The sequence below is a fragment of the Stenotrophomonas sp. Steno-Z1 genome, from assembly GCF_056393175.1.
This window is the reverse complement of sequence record NZ_JBWJPB010000003.1, coordinates 358,097-379,094: the sequence shown is the minus strand read 5'-3', so window position 1 is coordinate 379,094 and position 20,998 is coordinate 358,097. Positions and strand designations below refer to the sequence as shown.

Genomic DNA, 20,998 nt, shown 5'->3' with positions numbered 1-20,998 from the left:
CAGGACACGCGGCGGGGAGGCTGCGCGCCCGCACGCAGCGCATTGGCACTGCCGTCGATCCAGCTCCCCGCGCCACCGCCGTAACGTTGAGCTGTCGAAAGGAACCTGCCATGCCGCTGCACGCTGTCCGTTCGCTCCGTCGCACCCGTCTTTCGGCCAGCCTGCTGTGGATGCTGCTGGGAGGCAGCGCCGGGGCCTGGGCACAGCCGGCACCGCAGCTGCTGTTCCACGTCTCGGCCGACAACGGCTTCACCGCCGACACCGCGCAGGGCGATGCGGTCCCCAATTTCCTGGACAAGGTAAAACGCGTGCCCGATGGCGCGCGCGGATCGGCGATCCAGTGGGAAGACGACGGCGTGCTCGCGTGGAACGCGCCCGGCAACATCCAGGCCCAGCGTGGCACGCTCGGCTTCTTCTGGCGCCCGCGCTATGCGGTGGGTGAAGCGCCGTTCGTGATCTTCCGGGTCGGCTACGCCGACCACAGCAGCTGGGACATGGCCTGGCTGCGCATCGACTGGAACGGCCACGGCTTCGACGCGTTCGTCACCGACGCCAACCTCGCGCGCACGCGGGTTTCCTTCGCGCTCGACCATGCCCCCTCGCCGCAACAGTGGCAGCACATCGCCTTCGGTTGGGACGAGGACCACGGCGTACGCCTGTACGTCGACGGCAAGGAAGTGGCACGCCAGGACACCACCGCCGATTACGACGCCGCGCTCGACCAGTTGGGCCTGGCCGGGCGGGTGATGGCGCCCTACCAGGTGCAGAGCCGCTACAACTTCCTGCGTGGCAGCGACCTGGACGAGATCCGCGTCTACGATCGCCTGCTCGACCCGGCCGGCATGGCCGCGCTGGCACGCAATACGGCACCGACCACGGCCGTGGCCGCGCCCGATCCGATGCGTGCCTGGCGCCATCGCTTCGGCTGGGACAGCGCGGCGCCACCGGCGCTGACCGCACCGACCACGCGCATCCGCAAGGTCGAGTTCGCCGATACCAAGGACCACAAGCAGTGGATGTGGAAGGCCACCGACGGCATCGCTGAGACGACCTGGCCCGGCGTCTACAACCGCTCGCGACTGCCCGGCCGCAACGACTATTTCCAGCTGCCGGACTGGAACACCTACGTCGACGGCGGGAAGCAGCTCGACCTGACCCTGCCGGCGGGCGAGACAGTCAACCGCATCGAAGTGCGCGGCGCTGCGTTCGGCTCGCTCAGCCACAGCGACGACGGCCAACCGCCGACGCCGCTGCTGCAGCGCCGCCAGGGCGTGGTGCGCAGCGTCGATGACATCCCCGCGCAGACCGGCGGCGTACTGCACTTCCGCACTACCGAACAGGAAACCCCGATCCAGGAAATATGGGCCTACGACGTCGGTGCGGCGGCCGAGCCCGCCGGCACGGTCAAGCAGCGCTACGTCATCGACAGCCAGGCCCTGCCCGATTACCTCAACATCGCCAGCCTGCGGCAGTACATCGACGGGCGCTTCCCGGTGGACGAACGCAGCACGGTGATGGCCCTGCCCAAGGGCGCCGGTTCGCGCCGCCGCAGCGCAGATACCCTGCCCGCGCAGCCGCTGCCGATCGTGCACGTGCTGATTCCCTCGGGCGTGGGCGACGCGCCGGCTGCCCAGCCGCTGATCCGCAGCTGGGCCTACAGCTGGGAGAACATGCACGACGGGCTGGATGGCGTGGCCATCGACCTGCCCGCCCTGGATCTGCCGGCGACCAACAACGGCCTGATCCCGCTCAACATCCGCATCAAGGACCCGATCTGGCCGGCGCGCGACATGATCGATGTGTCGGTATCGGTCAAGCCGGGCGAAAGGCGCACGCTGTGGCTGGACCTGCGCGACCGCATCCTCACCGCCGACAGCCTGTGGCTGTCCATCGCCTCGGCCGCGCCGGGCTTCAATGCCACCTCGCTGGACGGTGCGGAGATCCGCATGGTCTACAAGGACCGCGAAGCGGCAAAACAGGAACACGTGGCCGACCGCTTCAACCAGGCGCGCGACAACTGGGGCTTCCTGGTCGAAGAGCACACCACGTCCAAGCGCCAGCGCCTGTATGCACGCGTCTACGCCGACCTGACCGATCTGCTGCGGGTCGACCCGGACCACGCACTCGGCCGCCTGTACTGGAACTACATCAGCTACAACAGCCAGGGCAAACCGCCGTTCACCGCGCCGGTAGCACCCAAGGGCGTGCCGCAGTGGGCGTTCGCCCAGACCGAGGACCTGAAGTACGTGCGCCGCTTCGTGGACTGGTGGATCGACAACCGCCAGATCGCCTACGGCGATTTCGGTGGCGGCATCTCCGATGATTCCGACCTCACCCAGCAATGGCCCGGGTTGGCGTTGATGGGCGTGCAGCCGGACCGGCTCAATGCCTCGCTCACCGCGCTGTCCGATGCGGTGTACCGCAATGGGATGTTCAGCAGCGGCCTGAGCACCATCGAGACCGACGAACTGCATGCCTACGAGGAAGGCATCAACACCAACAGCGCCATGCTCTACCTCAACTGGGGCGACCCGCTCACCGTCGAGCGGCTGATGGAGACGGTGAAGGCGTTCGACGAACGCATCATCCTGCCCAACCCGCAGGGCCACCTGCTGTTCTCCAGCAATTGGTACGGCGGCAACAAGGTCTACCGCGAACCCAACTGGCAGTGGCAGAAGCCGTACTCGTTCCCCGCGCTGCATCCGGCGTTCCTGGTCGGCCAGTACAACGCCGATGCCACCAGCCGCAAACTCGTCACCGGCCTGGCCGACAGCTACCTGGCCCACGCCTACACCGACGACAAAGGCCGCTGGACCCTGCCCAACGAGATCAGCTGGGCCACCGGCAAGACCCGTGGCGGCGAGCTCAACAACGGTTCCGGCGGTGGCGATGTCATGCATACCTTCTGGGCCGCGTGGCGCTGGAGCGGCGACGCCAGGTACCTCAAGGCGCTGGACTACCGCGTCGAACGCGGCGGCCCCGGCGCGCTGGCCAACCTGGGCGAGAACTACGTGGAAGTACTGGGCCGTGGCGCGGAATGGAACCCACGCCTGATCGCCGATGCCGACGCCGGCAACACCGGCTTCTCCAGCCTGATGGCGTGGCAGGCCACTGGCGACAAGAAATACCTCGAAGCCCTGCACGCCGACGGCATCCAGGCCAAGGCGCAGCGCGAGTACATGAATACCGAAGGCCACTGGTGGTCCGACCGGGTCGAAGCGCCGAGCGAGTTCCTGCAGCGCGCGCGGCTCGGCGGTATCGCGCTCAAGCGCAACCAGAGTTGGCCGGGGCACACCGTGAGCTGGCGCTTCGCCCAGCCCGATGCCGCCGAGCAGGTGGCGCTGCTGGTGCACGCGCCGTCGCCGGCGCGCTTCAAGGTGATCGCCTACAACCTCGGCAAGCGTGCGGTGGATGCGGACATGACCGCCTGGAACGTCACGGCGGGGCAGTGGCGGATGACCAGCGGCCTGGATCGCGATGGCGACGACCGCATCGACGGCAAGGCCAGCGTGCGTGAGCTGGCGCTCGAACGCAGCGCGTCCACCACGTTGCGGTTCGTGCCGGGGCAGGCACAGGTGTTCGAGTTCGAACTGGTGCAGGCCGGGCAGCCGGTCGAGCAGCGCCCGGACCTGGGCATCGGTCGCGGCGATGTACGCGTGGACGCCGGCCAGGTGCAGGTAACCGTGCACAGCCTGGGGCATGTGGGCACTGGCGCAGGCGTGGCGCTGCTGGAGGACGGCAACGGCCGCGAACTCGCGCGTGCCGACGTGCCGGCGATGGCCGCGCCCAGCGACCTGCTGCCGAAGACCCATACGCTGAGCCTGCCGTTGCCGTCGGCAAAGCACCGCGGCCTGCGCGTGCGGGTGATGCTGGCCGACGGGGGGGCCGAAGTGACCCAGCGCAACAATGTGGTCGTGCTGGACTGACGCGCGTAGCGGCGCAGCGCAACAACGCAGCAATGCGGCGTACGGTGGGGCTCAGCCCCTTCCCGTGCCGCCGGAGGATACCGGCGGTCGATCGGGGTGCGACCCTACCGCGCCCAATCCCCGTTACAGCGTGACCGTGCCCGCAATGCAGGTCACGCAGGCCCCGCCGATCCACAGCGCATCGCCTACCCGTTCCACCTGCAACCGCCCGGCACGCCCCAGCACGGTGCCCTGGCTGATCACATAGCGGTCCGGCACCTGCCCTTCCTCGAGCAACCAGCGCGCGATACCCGCATTGAGGCTGCCGGTGGCTGGATCCTCCGGCGCGCCGTCGCCAGCGATGAAGGCGCGGCTCTCGAACTGTGCCGCGTCGCCGTCGCCTGGTTGCCACGGCCCGAACACCCCGACCTTCAGTCCGTCCAGCTGCGTGTAGTCCGGCTGCAGCGCCAGCACCGTGGCGCGGTCACGCAGGCGCAGTGCCAGCCAACCGGTGCCGTTGTCCACCCAGCGCGCGTCCACCACGTCCTCCACACGCACGCCGAGACCGGCGCGCACGCGCTCGCGCACCGCCGGGTCCAGCGCCCCGCCGCGCAGCAGTGGCGGGGCCAGGAACGCCAGCCCGGCCTCGCCGTGGCGGATACGCACCAGGCCGATCCCGCACTCCTGCACGATCTCCTGCCCCTTCGGCACCCCGCCCTGCGCCAGCCACGCATGGCAGCTGCCCAGGGTCGGGTGGCCGGCAAACGGCAGTTCCTCCAGCGTGGTGAAGATGCGCACCCGGTAGTCCGCGCGCGGATCGGTGGGCGGCAACACGAAGGTGGTCTCGCTCAGGTTGGTCCAGCGCGCGAACGCCGCCATGCGTGCCTCGTCGATACCGGCGGCATCGAGCACGACCGCAAGGGGATTGCCCAGCAGCGGATTGGCGCTGAACACGTTGACCTGTTGGAACGGATGAATGGACATCGGAAACTCCGGAAGCATCACGGGATTATCCACGCCCGCGCCAACGCCAACGCCAACGCAACGCCACGGCCACGGCCACGCCCACGCCCACGCCCACGCCCACGCCGGGTAGAGCCGAGCCACGCTCGGCTGCTCCTGGCAGAAGACAACCCTCCGAAACGCGGAGAGCGGCGCATAACCCATGCCGCGTTGCGCTGCTGCCGAGCATGGCTCGGCACTACCGGGTCATGCCGCGTCGGTGTCCATCACCTGCACGCGGCGTGCGTACCCGTCGCCGCCATCGGGCTCCAACACCGCGCTGCGGGTTATTTCACCAAGCACCGCGGGATGATCCACACCCACACCCACGCCACCCCGGGTAGAGCCGAGCCACGCTCGGCTGCCCTCGGCAGAAGACAACCGGCCGAAACGCGGAGAGCGGCGCATGACCCACGCCGCGTTGCGCTGCTGCCGAGCATGGCTCGGCACTACCGGATCATGCCGCGTCGGTGTCCATCACCTGCACGCGGCGCGCGTACCAGTCGCCCCCGTCGGGCTCGAACACCGCGCTGCGGGTCATTTCACCAAGCACCGCGGGATGATCCACCCCCACGCCCACGCCCACGCCCACGCCACCCCGGGTAGAGCCGAGCCACGCTCGGCTGCTTCTGGCAGGAGACAACCGGCCCGCACGCGGAGAGCGGCGCATGACCCACGCCGCATTGCGCTATTGCCGAGCATGGCCCGGCACCACCGGATCACGCCGCGTCGGTTTCCATCACCTGCACGCGGCGCGCGTACCAGTCGCCCCCGTCGGGCTCGAACACCGCGCTGCGGGTCATTTCGCCCTGGTAGACGTGGACCGAGATCGCCAGGTCGTCGGCGCTGGTATTGCGGATGGTGTGGTACTCGTGCGGCGGGATCAGGCTGCCGGCGCTGCCGCAGTCGCCGAGGATCGCCGGTTGTGCGCGGAAGCGGAAGCGCTCGCCGTCGCGTTCCAGCAGCTGGTACTGGGTGATTTCCAGTTGGCCCAGCCACACCCCTTCCACGCACCACAGGCCGCTGTGGTCGTGCAGTGGCGTGCCCTGCCCCGGCCCCCAGCTCATCGCCACGATGCTGTAGCCGTGCGCCGCGCTGCGGTACAGCTCGCGGCGCGCGTAGTGGTCCTCGATCGGGTGGTGTACGCAGGCCGGCAACTGGATGCGGCTGTCGGCGATCGCCTCGCGCAGCGCATGGCGCAGCGTCGCGGCGATCTGGTGGGCATCATCGTGCTGGACCGCGTGATCGACGGCGGCGATCAATCGATCACGTCCATGAAACGGGGGAAACGGGTCGCGGAAATCTTGCATGCCCCCAGTCTAGGCGATTGCGGTGAACGCGGTGTTTGACGGGAATCACGACAGATCGGGTCAAATCAAGCGCAACGCAGATCAAAGTCGACGAAAAAGCCCCAAACGTCTATCAAACGACGCGCGTGCCATGACGCGTTCGCCCCGCGTGTGCCTCACCCGAACGTTCCGCGCTGGATGAAAGGCGCCTGCCGGTACAGTTCGCGCTCGCCACCGCGGGGATCGTTGGCCTGGCGCGGAACCCGGTCGAACAGCATCGTCTCGCGGCGCTCCAGCGAATACCTGTCCCAGCGCGGCAGGCCCGCATGGTGGGGATCGCCGTGCCGCGCGAACGCGATCAACGCCTCGCTCATCGACGCGGCCACCTGCCGGGCGTCATCGCCCCCGCCCGTGCGCGATCCCGGTTGGCCGGTGGTGTCGAACACCAGCGGGATATCCAGCGTGTGGAACGCCCCGAATCGGCCGCCGTCCAGCGGTGAGCCCCAATCCAGCTGGTACGCCCAGGTCGGTGCGCCCTGGCGTGCGCGCGCCTCCAGCTCCTCGACCGCGCCGCGCCAGGAGCGCCCGGCGGTCGTAGCGGCGAAGAACACCTCCGACGGCGTGTAGTGCGGGTACAGGCGCCGGTATGCGGCTATCACGGTCGACGGCAGCAGGTCGGTGTACTGCTCCTTCTCCAGCTTGGCCGGCAGGGTCTCCCAGGTCAGGGCGAAGTTGGCCGGGTCGTTGCCGAGGAAGGCGCGGGTTTCATCGTGGGTGTTGCCGATCACCATCGGGATGCCCGCCGACTGCGCGGCTGCCTCCGGCCAAAACGGATGCACCGGCAGCACTGCGCCGTCCAGCACCGGGCCGAGATACAGGCCGGTGTCTTCCACCCGCGACGGATCGCGCGCGCGGGTGGCCGCCAGCAGCGCCTCGGTCGAGAGCGCACGCAGCGCGGCCACATCATTCGCACCCACTGCCTGCATCGCGATCCGTGCGCGTTGGCTGGCCGCACGCGGCCCGGCCGCGGTCACCTGCTGGCCGCTCATGGTCCAGGCGCGCTGGAACAGCCCGCGCGCGGCCGGCATCGCCATCAGCGTGGCGATCTTGGCACCGCCGCCGGACTGGCCGAACACGGTGATGTTGCCGGCATCGCCGCCGAACTCCTGCGCGTGCTGGCGCACCCACTGCAGCGCCTGCACCAGGTCGAGCTGGCCGACGTTGCCCGAGCCGGCCAGGGCCGGGTCGCCGAAGGCGCCCAGGTACAGATAACCGAACACGTTGAGGCGGTGGTTGACCGTCACCACCACCACGTCGCCGCGGCGGCACAGCGCGCTGCCGTCGTACAGCGGATCGCTGCCCGAGCCGTTGTTGTAGGCACCGCCGTGGATATAGAACAGGATCGGCCGCCTGCCGCCGTCGCGCAGCGCCGGCGTCCACACGTTGAGGTACAGGCAGTCTTCGCTGCCCGGGCCATCGCTGCCACCCTGCGGGGCGGACGACCCGTACGCGCTGGCATCGCGCACGCCGCGCCACGGCAGCTCCTGCAGCGCCGGCAGGAAGCGCCGCGCGCGCGTGTCGGCCCCGTAGGGAACACCGCGGAACACGTTCACCCCGTGCTCGGCCTGGCCGCGCAGGCGTCCGCTGCGCACCGTCGCCAGCGGCGCGGCGGCCTGGCGCGGACCTGGCACGGCAGGGGCGGCGGTCGACAGCAGCGGCACGCTGCCAGCGGCGAGCATCGCTGCGTAACGCGCGCTGTCGCGCAGGAAGCGGCGGCGCTGCAGATCGGCGGGCGAATCGCTCATGGGCGGGCCTCCGCGACCGGTGCGTACCGTGCCTGCATCCACTGCAGGGCCAGCGTGGGCCACTGCGCGGTGGTGAGTCCGGGTTGGATGCGCACGCCAAAGCCATGCCCGCCCTGCGGGAACAGGTGCATCTCGCTGGCAACACCGGCCCGGGTGAGCGCCTGGTAATAGACCAGGCTGTTGTGCACCGATACCACGTTGTCGTCCTGCGCATGTACCAGGAAGGTGGGCGGCATGTCGGCGCGCACGTGGTCCTGCATCGAGAACTGCGCCACCAAGGCCGCATCCGGATGCTCGCCGAGCAGTCGAGCGCGCGAGCCGCTGTGTGCATGCGGCCCCATGTCGATCACCGGGTACAGCAGCAGGGCCACGTCCGGCCGCGCGCTCTGGCGGTCGACCGCATCGCGCGCCGGGTACGCCGGCAGGTCGAAGCCGGTGCTCAAGCGTGCGGCGACATGGCCGCCGGCGGAGAAGCCGATCACCCCGATGCGGCCTGGATCCAGCTGCCAGCGTTTCGCGCCGTCGCGGATCAGCCGCAGTGCGCGCTGCGCATCGGCGAGCGCGGCCTGGCGATCGCTGCGCCCGGCCGGCAGCCGATACCGCAGCACGAACAGGGTCACCCCGCCGCGCTCGACGAAGGCCGGCACCAGCGCGGTGCCTTCCTTGTCCAGCACGATGCGCTGGTAGCCGCCGCCGGGAATCACCAGCAGGGCGCTGCCGTCGGGGTGCCTGGGCCGGTAGGCGACCAGATAGGGCGCATCCACATCGTCGATGTAGCGGTCCGGCAATGTCGGGTCATCGCTGCGCTCGATGACGTGCGGCGTGCGCGGCGCCCCGGATTCGCCCGGCACCTGCCCGGCCGGCCACAGCGCGATGCGGTCGGCGCTGCCGACGGCGGGTTCGGTGGCCGGCACGCTGCGCTCGGCGGCGCGCAGGGGCAATGGAGCGCCTGCCAGCAACAGGCAGGCCAGCAAGGGCAGCAGAACGGCGCGGAACATAGCGGCAGGTGTCCTCGTGATCAGGGGCATCGGGTCCATGGTGCCCCGGCCGCAGCGTTCTGACGCGCTGCACATTGCCAATGACACCGGTTTACCATATACAGCACATCCAGACGCTGTCGATGGGCAGTGCACCATTCACCGGGAGACCCGCTTGAGCAACGATCACGGCACACACGACCTGCCAGACCAGGGGTTGGGCGAGATCGCCCGCGCCTTCGTCGGCGCCCGCCAGCAGGGCCGCGCAGTGCCCGATTTCCCCGGCCAGATCCCGCCGGACCTGGTCACCGCCTACCGCGTGCAGGACCAGGCGATCGACCTGTGGGACGACACGGTGGTCGGCTGGAAGGTCGGCTACATCGCGGCCGAGCGCCGTGACAGCTCGGGCGACGACCGCCTGTTGGGCCCGATCTTCTCCCGCCGGCTCTGGAATGCCACCGGTGGAACAGTGGACATCCCGGTGTTCGTCGGCGGCTTCGGCGCGGTCGAGGCCGAGTTCGTGATCCAGCTGCTGGAAGACGCGCCGGCCGACAAGCTGCACTGGACCGCCGAGGAAGCCGAAGCCCTGCCGGCCAAGCTGTTCTATGGCGTGGAAGTGGCCAGCAGCCCGCTGGCCACCATCAACCAGCTCGGCCCGCGCGTGGTGGTGTCCGACTTCGGCAACAACAACGGCCTGGTGCTGGGCGGGGAAATCCACGACTGGACCGCCCTGGACGACGCCGACCTGCGCGCGGAAACCCGCATCGAGGGCGAGGTGGTCGGCACCGGCGGTGCCACCCTGCTGCCCGGTGGGCTGCGTACCGCCTACGCCTTCGCGTTGGCGCGTTCGGCGCAGCGTGGGCGGCCGCTCAAGGCCGGCGACCTGATCGCCAGCGGCAACGCCACCGGCATCCACGACATCGCCGTTGGGCAACAGGCATTGATCCGTTTCGCCGGCTACGGCGACATTACCTGCAGGGCCATCGCTGCCGGGTAAACCGCGCAGCCATGGACAGTCCGCTTGGGAGGGCGCAGATGTTCACTCGCAGAAATTTCCTTGCCACCGGTCTGGGCGCGCTGAGCGTGCCCGTGCTGTCGGCGTGTTCGCGCAGCACCGGCAGCGACGTGCCGGGCGCGCACCTGCTGACCGCCACCGACGTGCACGTGGCCGACTACCCCACCGTGACCGCGGTGAAGTGGATCGGCCAGCAGCTCGAACAGAAGACAGGGGGGCGCCTGAAGCTGCGCCAGTACCACTCCGGCCAGCTCGGTCGCGAATCCGAGGCGATCGACATGGCCCGCTTCGGCGCCATCGACATCACCCGGGTGTACTCCGGCGCGCTCAACAACGCGTTCCCGCTGACCCAGGCCCTGTGCCTGCCGTATGTGTTCGAATCGGTGGCGCACATGCGCCGCGCACTGGACGGCGGCATCGCCGATGCGGTGCTGCGTGGCTTCGAGACGCGCGACCTGGTCGGCCTGGCCATCTACGATTCCGGCGCGCGCTGCTTCTACAACACCAAGCATCCCATCGTTGAACCCAAGGACCTGCACGGCCTGAAGCTGCGCGTGGCGTCCTCGGACATCTTCATCCAGCTGATGCGCCTGCTCGGTGCCAATCCCACGCCGATGTCGCTGGGCGACACCTTCTCCGGCATGGAGACGCACATGATCGACGGTGCGGAAAACAACATGCGCAGCTTCCACTCCAGCCGCCATTTCGAGGCCGCGCACTACTGGTCGCAGAGCGACCATTCCTATGCGCCGGACGTGCTGCTGATGTCGCGCGACAGCTTCGAGCAGCTCAGCCCGGCCGACCGCCAGCTGCTGCTGGAGACCGCGCGTGAATCGGTCAACGTGATGCGCCAGCAGTGGGATGCCTCCGAAAACAGCGCCCGCCAGGCGGTGGCCGACTTCGGCATCCAGTTCAACGCGGTCGACATGCCCGCCTTCCGCAAGGCCGCCGATCCGCTGCTGCAGCAGTACCTGCAGCAGCCGGAGCTGGCCGCGCTCACCCGTCGCATCCGCGACTTCGCCTGAGGCCTGCCGCGATGTCCGATACCGCTTCCGAACCGCTCGTGATCGTCCCCAGCGCGCCCCAACGCCTGCTCAATGGCATCGCCGAGGTGGCCATCCACATCGCCGTGCTGGCCCTGCTCGGGTTGGTGGTGGTGCAGGGCTGGCAGGTCTTTGCCCGCTACGTCATCAACGATTCGCCCAGTTGGACCGAGCCGGTCACGCTGCTGCTGCTGGCCACCGCAATGAGCCTGGGCGCGGCCACCGGCGTACATACCCGCCGCCACTTCGGCTTCTTCCTGCTGGCCGCGCACATGCACGCCGGCCTGCGTCGCGCCGTGGAGGTGTTCTCCGCGCTGGTGGTGGCCGTGCTGGGCGTGGTGATCGCCTGGTGGGCCGCCGTGCTGTTGCTGGACGGCCTGGACATCAAGACTGCCGGCGCCAACCTGCCGCAGAGCATCAACTACCTGCCGCTGTCGGTGGGCGGCGCGCTGATGGCGATCTTCGCCGTGAACCAGATGGTGCAGGCCGTGCGACCCGCCGACGCCGCCACCGTTGCCGAGGGAGACCGCTGAACCATGGGCATCACGATCCTCTTTACTGTTTTCGCGCTCCTGCTGCTGCTCGGCGTGCCGGTCGCCTACGCCCTGGCCGCCGCCGCGCTGGCCACCCTGTGGTACCTGGACCTGCCCACGCTGGTGCTGGTCCAGCAGATCTCCGCCGGCACCGGCTCGGCCTCGCTAATTGCCATTCCACTGTTCATCTTCGCCGGTGAAATCATGATGCGCGGCGGTATCTCCGAGCGCCTGATTTCCTTGGCGTCTTCGCTGGTGGGACGCATGCGCGGCGGCCTGGGCCAGGTCTCGATCCTGTCCTCGCTGTTCTTCGGCGGCGTGTCCGGCTCGGCCATCGCCGATGTCTCGGCGGTGGGCGGCACGATGATCCCGCAGATGGTCAAGCGCGGTTACGACCGCGACTTCGCGGTCAACGTGAGCATCACCGCCGCGCTGGTCGCGCTGCTGGTGCCGCCCTCGCACAACCTGATCCTGTTCTCGGCGGCGGCCGGGGGCGGGCTGTCGATCGCCGACCTGTTCGCCGCGGGCATCGTGCCGGCCCTGCTGATGACCCTCGCATTGATGGTCACCGGCTACGTGGTGGCGCGCCGCCGTGGCTACGGCGTGGAAGTGTTTCCGGGCTGGCGCGCGGTGCTGCTGCGGATGGTCTCGGCCCTGCCCGGCCTGGGCCTGGTCGCGCTGATCTTCATCGGTATCCGCGCCGGCATCTTCACCGCCGTCGAGAGCGCGGCGATCGCGGTGGTCTACGCGCTGCTGGTCACCACCGTGCTGTATCGCCAGCTCAACTGGCGCGAGTTCCTCGGCACGGTCACCCATGCCGCACGCAGCACCGGGGTGATCCTGTTCGTGATCGCCACCGCCGCCGTGTTCGGCTGGCTGCTGGCCTACCTGCAGGTGCCAGCGGCCGCGGTGGACTTCCTGCAGTCCTTCGCGCACAGCCAGTTCATGGTGCTGCTGATGATCGTGGTGATGTTGCTGCTGCTGGGCACCTTCATGGACCTGGCGCCGATGATCCTGATCTGCACGCCGATCTTCCTGCCGGTGGCCAAGGCTTACGGGATCGACCCGATCCACTTCGGCCTGGTGCTGGTGCTGACCGGTGGCCTCGGCCTGGTCACCCCGCCGGTGGGCTCGGTGCTGTTCATCGGCACGGCGATCGGCAAGATCAGCGTCGGCGAGAGCATGCGGTCGATCTGGCCGTTCTGGTTCGCCGCGCTGGGGGTACTGGTGATCGTCACCTTCTTCCCCGAACTGTCGCTGTGGCTGCCCGCGCTGCTGCGCGGCTGAGCCGGGTGGTGCCCGGGACGCGGCCTGCACGCGCGCGTCCCGCCATTGAACTGCGGAGACCTGCGATGACCCTGTGCAAGACCCTGGCCGGCCTCGCCGCCGGCCTGCTGCTGGCCACGGCGGTACACGCCGCCCCACCCACCACGCCATGGAAGCGGGGCATCGAGCACCAGCGCCAGGCCGACCTCGGCAATGGCACCTTCCTCAACCCGGTGCTGGCCGGCGACCATCCCGACCCCTCCGTGCTCAAGGATGGCGAGGACTACTACCTCACCCTGTCCTCGTTCGACGCCTACCCCGGCCTGCCGATCTGGCACTCGCGCGACCTGGTCAACTGGCAGCCGCTGGGTCATGCGATCACCAGGAACGTGGGCGCGATCTGGGCACCGGACATCGTCAAGCACCAGGGCCGCTACTTCATCTACTTTCCCGCGCGCACCGCCGAGGCCCGCAGCAACTTCGTGGTCTGGGCCGACCACATCAAGGGCCCGTGGAGCGAGCCGATCGACATCGGGCTGGGCGGCTATATCGATCCCGGCCACGCGGTGGGCGAAGACGGCAAGCGCTACCTGTTCCTCAGCGGCGGCGCCTACGTGCAGCTGGCCGATGATGGCCTGAGCGTGGTCGGCACGCCCAGGCACGTCTACGACGGCTGGAAATACCCGGAAAGCTGGGACGTGGAGGCCTATGCGCAGGAAGGGCCGAAGATCAATTTCCGCGATGGCTGGTACTACATGACCACCGCCGTGGGTGGCACCGCCGGCCCGCCCACCGGGCACATGGTGATCACGGCCCGCTCGCGCTCCATCCATGGGCCGTGGGTGAACGCGCCCAACAACCCGATCATGCGTACCCAGTCGGCGTCGGAGCCCTGGTGGTCGCGTGGCCACGCCACCGTCATCGAGGGCACCGACGGGCGCTGGTGGATGATGTACCACGGTTACGAGAACGGGTACTGGACGCTCGGCCGCCAGGCCCTGCTGGAGCCGATCGAATGGACCGCCGACGGCTGGTTCGTGGCCAAGGGCGGTGATCTGGGCCAGCCGCTGCGCAAGCCGGCGGGTGCCTCGGTGGGCGCGCATGGCATGGCGCTGTCGGATGACTTCAAGGGCCCTGCCCTCGGCGCGCAGTGGTCGTTCTTCAACCCCGCCCAGGACGAGTACCGGCGCCTGGACTTCAGCGGCGACGGCCTGCTGCTGCAGGGCAAGGGCCTGACCCCGCGGGACGCCTCCCCGCTGACCGCCATCGCCGGCGATCCGGCCTACCAGTTCGAGGTGGAGATGGAGGTCGGTCCCGGCGCGGTGGGCGGTGCCCTGCTCTTCTACAGCGACCGCCTGTACGCCGGCGTGGGCAGCAACGGCGAGGCCTTCGTCATGCACCGCTACGGCGAGGAGCGCCCCACCCGGCTCGCGCCCAGCGCCAAGGGCGGCCGGCTCTGGCTGCGGGTGACCAACAACCGCCACATCGTCACCATCCATACCAGCGCCGACGGCCAGACCTGGCAGAAGTACCCGGTTCAGATGGAAGTCTCCGGCTACCATCACAATGTGGCCGGGAAGTTCCTCGCCCTGAAGCCGGCCCTGTACGCCGCCGGTGAGGGCAAGGTGCGGTTCCGCCATTTCCGCTACCGGGCCCTGGATTGAACGGCCCGCTAGAATCCCCTGACTCATCCCCGGTTTGAACGACATGTCATTGCGCAGCAAAACCGATCCGATGCCGCCGCACGGATTGACCAAGGGCAAGGCCGCCACGATCAATGACATCGCGCGCCTGTCCGGGGTATCCAAGAAGACCGTCTCGCGCATCATCAACAACTCGCCGCTGGTGCGCAAAGACACCCGTGAAAAGGTCGAGGCGCTGATGCGCGAGGTCGGCTACGCGCCCGATCCGCTGGCGCGTGGCCTGGCGTTCCGACGCTCGTTCCTGATCGGCATGGTCTACGACAACCCCACCGCGCAGTACATCGTGGACATGCAGTACGGCGCCCTGGATGCGCTGCGCGGCTCCAGCTTCGAGCTGGTGGTGCATCCCTGCGACTCGCGCAGTCCGGGCTACATCGACGGCGTGCGCCGCTTCGTGCAGCAGCAGAAGCTGCATGGCGTGATCCTGGTCCCGCGCGCGTCCGAGGACCAGGCGCTGGTGGACATGCTCGACGAGATCGGCTGTCGCTTCACCCGCATCGCCTCGCTGCCGCTGGACGACACCTCGCAGATGGTGGTCACCCACGACCGCGACGGCGCGGCCGAAGCCGCCGATTACCTGCTCTCGCTGGGCCACCGCGACATCGCGCTGGTCACCGGCCCCAGTGCCTACCGATCGGCACACGAACGTACCGCCGGCTTCATCGACGCCCTGGCCCAACGCGGCATCGAGCTGCCGCCAGCGCGCATCGTCGAGGCCGGCTACACCTTCGAATCCGGCGTGGCCGCCGCCGAGAAGCTGCTGCTGGGCAAGCAGCGCCCGACCGCGATCTTCACCGGCAACGACGAAATGGCCGCAGGTATCTACAAGGTCGCGCTGCGCGCGGGCATCAACATCCCGCGGCAGCTGTCGATCATCGGCTACGACGACAGCCCGCTGGCCTCGCGCCTGTGGCCGTCGCTCACCTCGGTGCGCCGCCACACCCGTGATACCGGGCGCACCGCGGCCGCGATGCTGATCCAGCCCGACGGCCAGGCCGCGCTGCAGATCGCCAGCGTGCGCCCGCACCTGATCGTGCGCGATTCCTGCCAGCCGCCGGAGGATTAGCCCGCGCCGCGGCGGCGACACCGCGGGGTCAAGACGAACGCGTCGCCACGCGCCGGGGTAACCGGTTGCCGATCGCACCGCTGTACCGAACCATCGTGGGGCGCACAGCCCCCACTGCCGCAATGCAAAATGACACCGGTTTCCCATCTGGCTAGAATGACCGGAAATCGCGCCGGGGCCGACCCGTCGGCCCACCCCTGCTCTGGAGACGCCATGTACTGCAAGACCCACTACGCCACCCATCCCGACGCCATCAAGGGCGCCAGCAACGACGACCTGCGCGAGCTCTACCTGCTCGACGGCCTGTTCAATGCCGATGCGGTGACGCTGAAGTACACCCACTACGAGCGCTTCGTGCTCGGCGGTGCCGCCCCGGTCAAGGGCCCGCTGTCGCTGCCCAAGCAGACCGAGCCGGCCTCCGCCGCTGGCCACGCGTTCCTGGAGCGCCGCGAACTGGGCATCATCAACGTCGGCGCCGGCAGCGGCACCGTCACCGTCGATGGCACCGTGTTCACGCTGGGGCCGAAGGACGGCCTGTACGTGGCCATGGGCAGCGAAGAGGTCGTGTTCGCCTCCGACGACGCCGCCACCCCGGCGCAGTTCTACCTGGCCTCCACCCCGGCGCATGCGCGCTTCGAGACCAAGCAGCTGTCGATCAAGGATGCCGTCGCGCTGGATCGCGGCGCGCTGGAAACCAGCAACGAGCGCACCATCTACCAGTACATCGTGCCGGCCACCTGCCAGTCCTCGCAGCTGCTGCTGGGCCTGACCGTGCTCAAGCCGGGCAGCGTCTGGAACACCATGCCGCCGCACCTGCATGACCGCCGCAGCGAGGTCTATTTCTACTTCGACCTGGGCCAGAACGACCGCGTCTACCACTTCATGGGCGAGCCGGAGGCGCAGCGCCACATCGTCATCCAGAACAATGAAGCGGTGGTGTCCCCGCCGTGGTCGATCCACATGGGCGCCGGCACCAGCAACTACGCCTTCATCTGGGCGATGGGTGGCGAGAACCTGGATTACACCGACATGCACGTGCTGGACATCTGCCAGCTCAAGTGACCCCGATGCGCCGCCCGCAGCGTGCGGGCGGCGCCTGTGCCGCATTGGAAAAGGACCGCATACGCAATGGCTAATCCGTTCAGTCTGGAAGGCAAGGTCGCCCTGGTCACCGGTGGCAACACCGGCCTGGGGCAGGGCATCGCGGTGGCACTGGCACAGGCCGGTGCCGACGTCGCCGTGGCGGGCATCCAGCCGCCCACCGAGACCATCGCCGCCATCACCGCGCTGGGCCGCCGCTGCCTGGCGATCGAAGCCAACCTGATCAGCATCGAGCCGGTGGAGCGGGTCATCCGCGAAACCATCGAGGGCCTCGGTGGCCTGGATATCCTGGTCAACAACGCCGGCCTGATCCGCCGCGCCGACGCGGTGGACTTCAGCGAGCAGGACTGGGATGACGTGATGAACGTCAACATCAAGTCCGCGTTCTTCATCTCGCAGGCCGCCGGCAGGCACTTCATCGCCCAGGGCCGCGGCAAGATCATCAACATCGCCTCCATGCTGTCCTTCCAGGGCGGCATCCGGGTGCCGTCCTACACCGCCAGCAAGAGCGGCATCGCCGGCATCACCCGCCTGCTGGCCAACGAGTGGGCCAGCAAGGGCATCAACGTCAACGCGATCGCCCCGGGCTACATGGCCACCGACAACACCGCCGCGCTGCGCGCCGACCAGGACCGCAACAAGTCCATCCTCGACCGCATCCCGGCCGCGCGCTGGGGCACGCCGGAAGACCTCGGCGGCACCGCCGTGTTCCTGGCGTCCAGCGCCTCGGATTACGTCAACGGCGCGGTGCTGCCGGTGGATGGCGGCTGGCTCGCGCGGTAACGCCGTCGCTGCGCGCTGGCGCGCCCACGGTCTGCGCTGCAGATCGTGGGCCCCGCGCGACGTTACTTCCGATTCCCCACCGCTTCGCGGTCGCCCCCTGACGCAGGGGGCTTTCCCCCAGATGCACGCCGGTGGTGCCGGCCGTTGGCCAGCCGCTCTCCAGGAGCATGACCATGTTGCGTTTGATGCTGTCCCTGTCGCTGCTGCTCGCCGCGTCCAGTGCGCTGTGCGCCCCGCACCGCGTCTTCATTGCCGGTGACTCCACCGCCGCCGAATACGGCCCCGAGCGTGCGCCGCAGGCCGGTTGGGGCCAGGCCCTGCAGGGCTATCTCGATCCGGCCGTGTGGGAGGTGCGCAACCATGCCAAGGGCGGCCGCAGCACGCGCAGTTTCATCGACGAGAAACGCCTGGACGCGATCGCCGCCGAACTCCAGCGCGGTGACGTGCTGCTGATCCAGTTCGGGCACAACGATGCCAAGGTCGAAGATCCCACCCGTTATACCGATCCTGTCACGGCGTACCCGCAGTTCCTGATGCGCTACGTGCAGCTGGCCCGCGACAAAGGCGCCACGCCCGTGCTGATCACCCCGGTGGCGCGGCTGCTCTACGACTTCGGCTCGCTGCTGGATACGCACGCGCTGTACACCCAGGCCATGAAGCAGCTGGCCGCCCGCGAGCAGGTCGCGCTGATCGATCTCAACGACAGCTCCACGCGCTGGATCCGCGCGCTGGGCGAGCAGGGCGCCAAGCCGTACTTCCTGTTCGTGCCCGAACAGAACAAGGCCGACGGCACGCACTTCAGTACCGCCGGTGCGAACGCCGTCGCCTGCCTGGTCGTGCGCGACTGGGTCGGGCTGCAGCCTGCGCTGAAGGCTGCGCTGACACGCGACATCGATTGCGACGTGCGCAGTGCGGGGCAGGGCGCAGATGCGTCGAAACCCTCGCGCGTGGTACACGAACGCGACATCGCAATCACCCAGCCCGGCCCCCATGGTGGTGCCGGCCCGACCACCGCCTACCCGTTCTTCGCCGCCGATGAGCTGCCGTTCGTGCTGCGCAAGCGCGTGCTGCACAAGGGCGCCGGCATCGGCCTGCACCCGCAGCACAAGGACGAGATCTACTACATCGTCAGCGGGCAGGGCAGCTACGTGCTGGACGGCAAGCAATACGACGTAGGCGCGGGAGATGCACTGCTGACCCGCACCGGCAGCCTGCACGCGCTGCAGCAGGTGGGCGACGATGACCTGGTGCTGCTGCTGGCCTATCCGCGCTGACCGGTCATGCCGCGCCCGTGCCCGGCGCTACGCCAGCGGCTCGGGCCCGAAGTGCAGCAGGCCCAGCCGCGCCAGGTCCTCCGGCCGCTCGAAGTAGGCCGCGTCGAAGTCGTCCAGCGCCTGCTGTTCGTCCTCGTTCATCGCGCCATACAGGTCCTGCAGTTCCTGGATCGCCGGATCGTCCTCCAGGCGGTCCAGCAGCCCGCGCATGCCGGCCAGGATCGCGTGCGTCTTCACCGCGCCCATCGCCTGCAGCGCACGCAATGCGAGCTGGCAGGTGGGATCGCCCCAGTTGCACAGGAACTGCATGAAGCCACCGTTGTTGATGTCCGCCTCCATGCGCCACAGCGCGACCAGTTGCTGGTCCTGGTCGGACAGTGCATCCAGCGACCATGCGGCCGACTGCAGCCGTGCCAGCGCCGCCTCGTAACGGTCATCCCACACCTGGTTGGGCACATCGACCACGCCGTGGTCCTGCACCGGAAGCAGGGTTGGCCAGTTCACACCCAGGCCGTCGGCGGTGAGTACCCAGCCCGCGCGCTGCAGGGCGTCGGCCTCGTGCAGCGCAGGTGCCCACCGCAACGGCTGCCGGGTCCGGCGGCCGTCGGCGAGCGACAGCAGAACAAAGTCATCGTCGAAATCGACAGCGCTAGCGCGCAGGGAAGCGAAAATGTCGGTCATGCGGGTCAGGATAGCGGACCCGCATCCTGGCTCACACGTCGCCGCCGTCTTCCCAGCCTTCGCCGGTGCCCTTCTGGAACACGCGGTCGCCGTCCTGCACCTCACCGGCGGGCAGATGATCCCTGGCTTCCAGCGCCGCGTAGATCGGCGTGAAGTCCGGCGCCGTCGCTTCCATCAACTGCTCGAAACTGTCGATGACGAAGTAGGTCTTCTGGAAGGTGTCGATGCGGTAGCGGGTGCGCATGATCCGCTCCAGGTCGAAGCCGATGCGGTTCGGTGCCGCCGATTCCAGCGAGTACAGCGACTCGCCCTTGGACGAGACGATGCCGGCGCCGTAGATGCGCAGGCCCTCGTCGGTGTTGATCAGGCCGAACTCCACCGTGTACCAGTACAGCCGGGTGAGGTGCTGCAGCGCCTCGGGACCGATCGCATGCGCCTTCACGCCGCCGCGGCCATAGGCGGCCATGTAGTCGGCAAACACCGGGTTCATCAGCAGCGGTACGTGGCCGAACAGGTCGTGGAACATGTCCGGCTCGGCGATGTAGTCGATCTGGTCCGGGCGGCGGATCCACCAGGTCACCGGGAAACGCCGGTTGGCCAGGTGGTCGAAGAAGTCCAGCTCCGGCAACAGCCCTTCCACGCCTACGAGGGTCCAGCCCGTCGCCGCGCCCAGCACCTCGTTGAGCTGGTCGAAGCGCGGAATCATGTGCGCGCTCATGCCCATCTCGTCCTGCGCGTGCAGGAACTCCTTGCTGGCACGGCCCTCGAGCAGCTCGCGCTGGCGCTTGTACAGGGTGCTCCAGGTCGCGTGGTCGTCGGCGGTGTAGCTGTCCCAGGGCTGTTCAACCACGGCGGTGGTATAGACCGGCACGTAGCCCTTGTCGGTCTGCTGGTGTTCGACGCGGCGCGGGGTGGTGGCGGTTTCCATCGTGGTGGTCTCCTGGGAAGTCATCTGACGATGCTAGGGCAGGGGGCACGCAAGGGGGTTGCAAAGTTGCACGGATCTACCCGTTTGGCGCAATATCCTTGCGTACATCTTATGTTGCGGAGCAGCAATGGCCGGGGAACCTCAGTTCGACCGCACGGATCTGCGCCTGCTGGCTGAAATCCAGCAGCACGGCCGCGCCACCAATGCCGAACTCGCTGCCCGGGTGAACCTGTCCCCGTCGGCCTGCCTGCGTCGCGTGCAGCGGCTGGAGAGCGAAGGCGTGATCGCCGGCTACGGCGCGCGGCTGGAGCCACGCCAGATCGGCCTGGGCCTGCAGGCCTTCGTGCGCGTGCAGCTGGAGAAGCACGACCAGCACGCCATCGGCGTGTTCGCCGACAGCGTGCTGGAGTGGGACGAAGTAGTGGCGTGCCACGCGCTCACGGGCGACATGGACTACCTGCTGCACATCTACGTACGCGACCTGGAGCATTTCTCCAGTTTCCTGCTGGACAAGCTGCTCAACGCCGCCGGCGTGGCCGACGTCAATTCCAGTTTCGTGCTGCGCACGGTGAAGGATTTCCGGGCATTGCCGTTGTCGCAGCTGGAGTGATCCCGGACGCCGACCGT

General features: G+C 68.7%; 17 protein-coding genes. 11 read left to right on the top strand and 6 right to left on the bottom strand.

Going from position 1 to position 20,998, the window contains the following annotated elements; translation table 11 throughout:
- The first annotated feature begins 110 nt into the window (after positions 1–110).
- Positions 111–3,926: a LamG-like jellyroll fold domain-containing protein gene (locus AC06FD_RS12360; RefSeq protein WP_478077960.1), complete on the top strand. Its 3,816-nt coding sequence runs from the start codon at positions 111–113 to the stop codon at positions 3,924–3,926.
- Between the two features lie 123 nt (positions 3,927–4,049).
- Here AC06FD_RS12360 and AC06FD_RS12355 read toward each other — a convergent pair whose 3' ends face one another.
- The 4 genes from AC06FD_RS12355 to AC06FD_RS12340 form a co-directional block, all read right to left on the bottom strand.
- Positions 4,050–4,889, bottom strand: coding sequence for a PhzF family phenazine biosynthesis protein (locus tag AC06FD_RS12355; RefSeq protein ID WP_478077959.1), 840 nt, complete (start codon positions 4,887–4,889; stop codon positions 4,050–4,052).
- A gap of 737 nt (positions 4,890–5,626) precedes the next feature.
- Positions 5,627–6,217 carry a cysteine dioxygenase family protein gene (locus AC06FD_RS12350; protein WP_259207969.1) on the bottom strand — a complete coding sequence of 197 codons (591 nt, stop codon included), beginning with the start codon at positions 6,215–6,217 and terminating at the stop codon, positions 5,627–5,629.
- Positions 6,218–6,372: 155 nt separating this feature from the next.
- The gene (locus AC06FD_RS12345) at positions 6,373–8,001 is read right to left on the bottom strand and encodes a carboxylesterase/lipase family protein (protein WP_478077958.1); all 1,629 of its coding nucleotides are present in this window, start codon (positions 7,999–8,001) and stop codon (positions 6,373–6,375) included.
- Positions 7,998–8,999, bottom strand: a complete 1,002-nt coding sequence (locus tag AC06FD_RS12340; RefSeq protein WP_478077957.1) for an alpha/beta hydrolase — start codon at positions 8,997–8,999, stop codon at positions 7,998–8,000. The genes AC06FD_RS12345 and AC06FD_RS12340 overlap by 4 nt, the downstream gene beginning before the upstream one ends.
- 154 nt (positions 9,000–9,153) lie before the next feature.
- Here AC06FD_RS12340 and AC06FD_RS12335 point away from each other — a divergent pair, with 154 nt between their 5' ends.
- The 9 genes from AC06FD_RS12335 to AC06FD_RS12295 all read left to right on the top strand — a co-directional run bounded on the left by AC06FD_RS12335 (position 9,154) and on the right by AC06FD_RS12295 (position 18,762).
- Positions 9,154–9,975, top strand: a complete 822-nt coding sequence (locus AC06FD_RS12335) for a 2-keto-4-pentenoate hydratase (RefSeq protein WP_478077956.1) — start codon at positions 9,154–9,156, stop codon at positions 9,973–9,975.
- A 38-nt stretch (positions 9,976–10,013) separates the two neighbouring features.
- A complete protein-coding gene (locus tag AC06FD_RS12330; RefSeq protein ID WP_259207963.1) occupies positions 10,014–11,018 on the top strand; it encodes a TRAP transporter substrate-binding protein in 1,005 nt (334 codons plus the stop codon).
- A gap of 11 nt (positions 11,019–11,029) precedes the next feature.
- Complete coding sequence (locus tag AC06FD_RS12325; RefSeq protein ID WP_478077955.1) at positions 11,030–11,569, top strand: TRAP transporter small permease; 540 nt, start codon at positions 11,030–11,032, stop codon at positions 11,567–11,569.
- Between the two features lie 3 nt (positions 11,570–11,572).
- Positions 11,573–12,856, top strand: a complete 1,284-nt coding sequence (locus AC06FD_RS12320) for a TRAP transporter large permease (protein ID WP_259207959.1) — start codon at positions 11,573–11,575, stop codon at positions 12,854–12,856.
- A 65-nt stretch (positions 12,857–12,921) separates the two neighbouring features.
- Complete coding sequence (locus tag AC06FD_RS12315; RefSeq protein ID WP_478047392.1) at positions 12,922–14,499, top strand: family 43 glycosylhydrolase; 1,578 nt, start codon at positions 12,922–12,924, stop codon at positions 14,497–14,499.
- 43 nt (positions 14,500–14,542) lie between these two features.
- Positions 14,543–15,604: a LacI family DNA-binding transcriptional regulator gene (locus AC06FD_RS12310; protein ID WP_394164365.1), complete on the top strand. Its 1,062-nt coding sequence runs from the start codon at positions 14,543–14,545 to the stop codon at positions 15,602–15,604.
- A 213-nt stretch (positions 15,605–15,817) separates the two neighbouring features.
- Positions 15,818–16,666 carry a 5-dehydro-4-deoxy-D-glucuronate isomerase gene (kduI, locus tag AC06FD_RS12305; protein WP_259207955.1) on the top strand — a complete coding sequence of 283 codons (849 nt, stop codon included), beginning with the start codon at positions 15,818–15,820 and terminating at the stop codon, positions 16,664–16,666.
- A gap of 66 nt (positions 16,667–16,732) precedes the next feature.
- Positions 16,733–17,488 carry a 2-dehydro-3-deoxy-D-gluconate 5-dehydrogenase KduD gene (gene kduD, locus AC06FD_RS12300; RefSeq protein ID WP_259207953.1) on the top strand — a complete coding sequence of 252 codons (756 nt, stop codon included), beginning with the start codon at positions 16,733–16,735 and terminating at the stop codon, positions 17,486–17,488.
- A 173-nt stretch (positions 17,489–17,661) separates the two neighbouring features.
- Positions 17,662–18,762: a GDSL-type esterase/lipase family protein gene (locus AC06FD_RS12295; RefSeq protein ID WP_478077954.1), complete on the top strand. Its 1,101-nt coding sequence runs from the start codon at positions 17,662–17,664 to the stop codon at positions 18,760–18,762.
- Positions 18,763–18,789: 27 nt separating this feature from the next.
- Here AC06FD_RS12295 and AC06FD_RS12290 read toward each other — a convergent pair whose 3' ends face one another.
- Both AC06FD_RS12290 and phhA read right to left on the bottom strand, forming a co-directional pair.
- Entirely contained in the window at positions 18,790–19,443 is a 654-nt protein-coding gene (locus AC06FD_RS12290) for a DMP19 family protein (RefSeq protein ID WP_478077953.1), read from the bottom strand.
- 31 nt (positions 19,444–19,474) lie between these two features.
- Positions 19,475–20,371, bottom strand: a complete 897-nt coding sequence (gene phhA / locus AC06FD_RS12285) for a phenylalanine 4-monooxygenase (protein ID WP_478077973.1) — start codon at positions 20,369–20,371, stop codon at positions 19,475–19,477.
- Positions 20,372–20,498: 127 nt separating this feature from the next.
- Here phhA and AC06FD_RS12280 point away from each other — a divergent pair, with 127 nt between their 5' ends.
- Complete coding sequence (locus tag AC06FD_RS12280) at positions 20,499–20,981, top strand: Lrp/AsnC family transcriptional regulator (RefSeq protein ID WP_259207946.1); 483 nt, start codon at positions 20,499–20,501, stop codon at positions 20,979–20,981.
- The last annotated feature ends 17 nt before the right edge of the window (positions 20,982–20,998 follow it).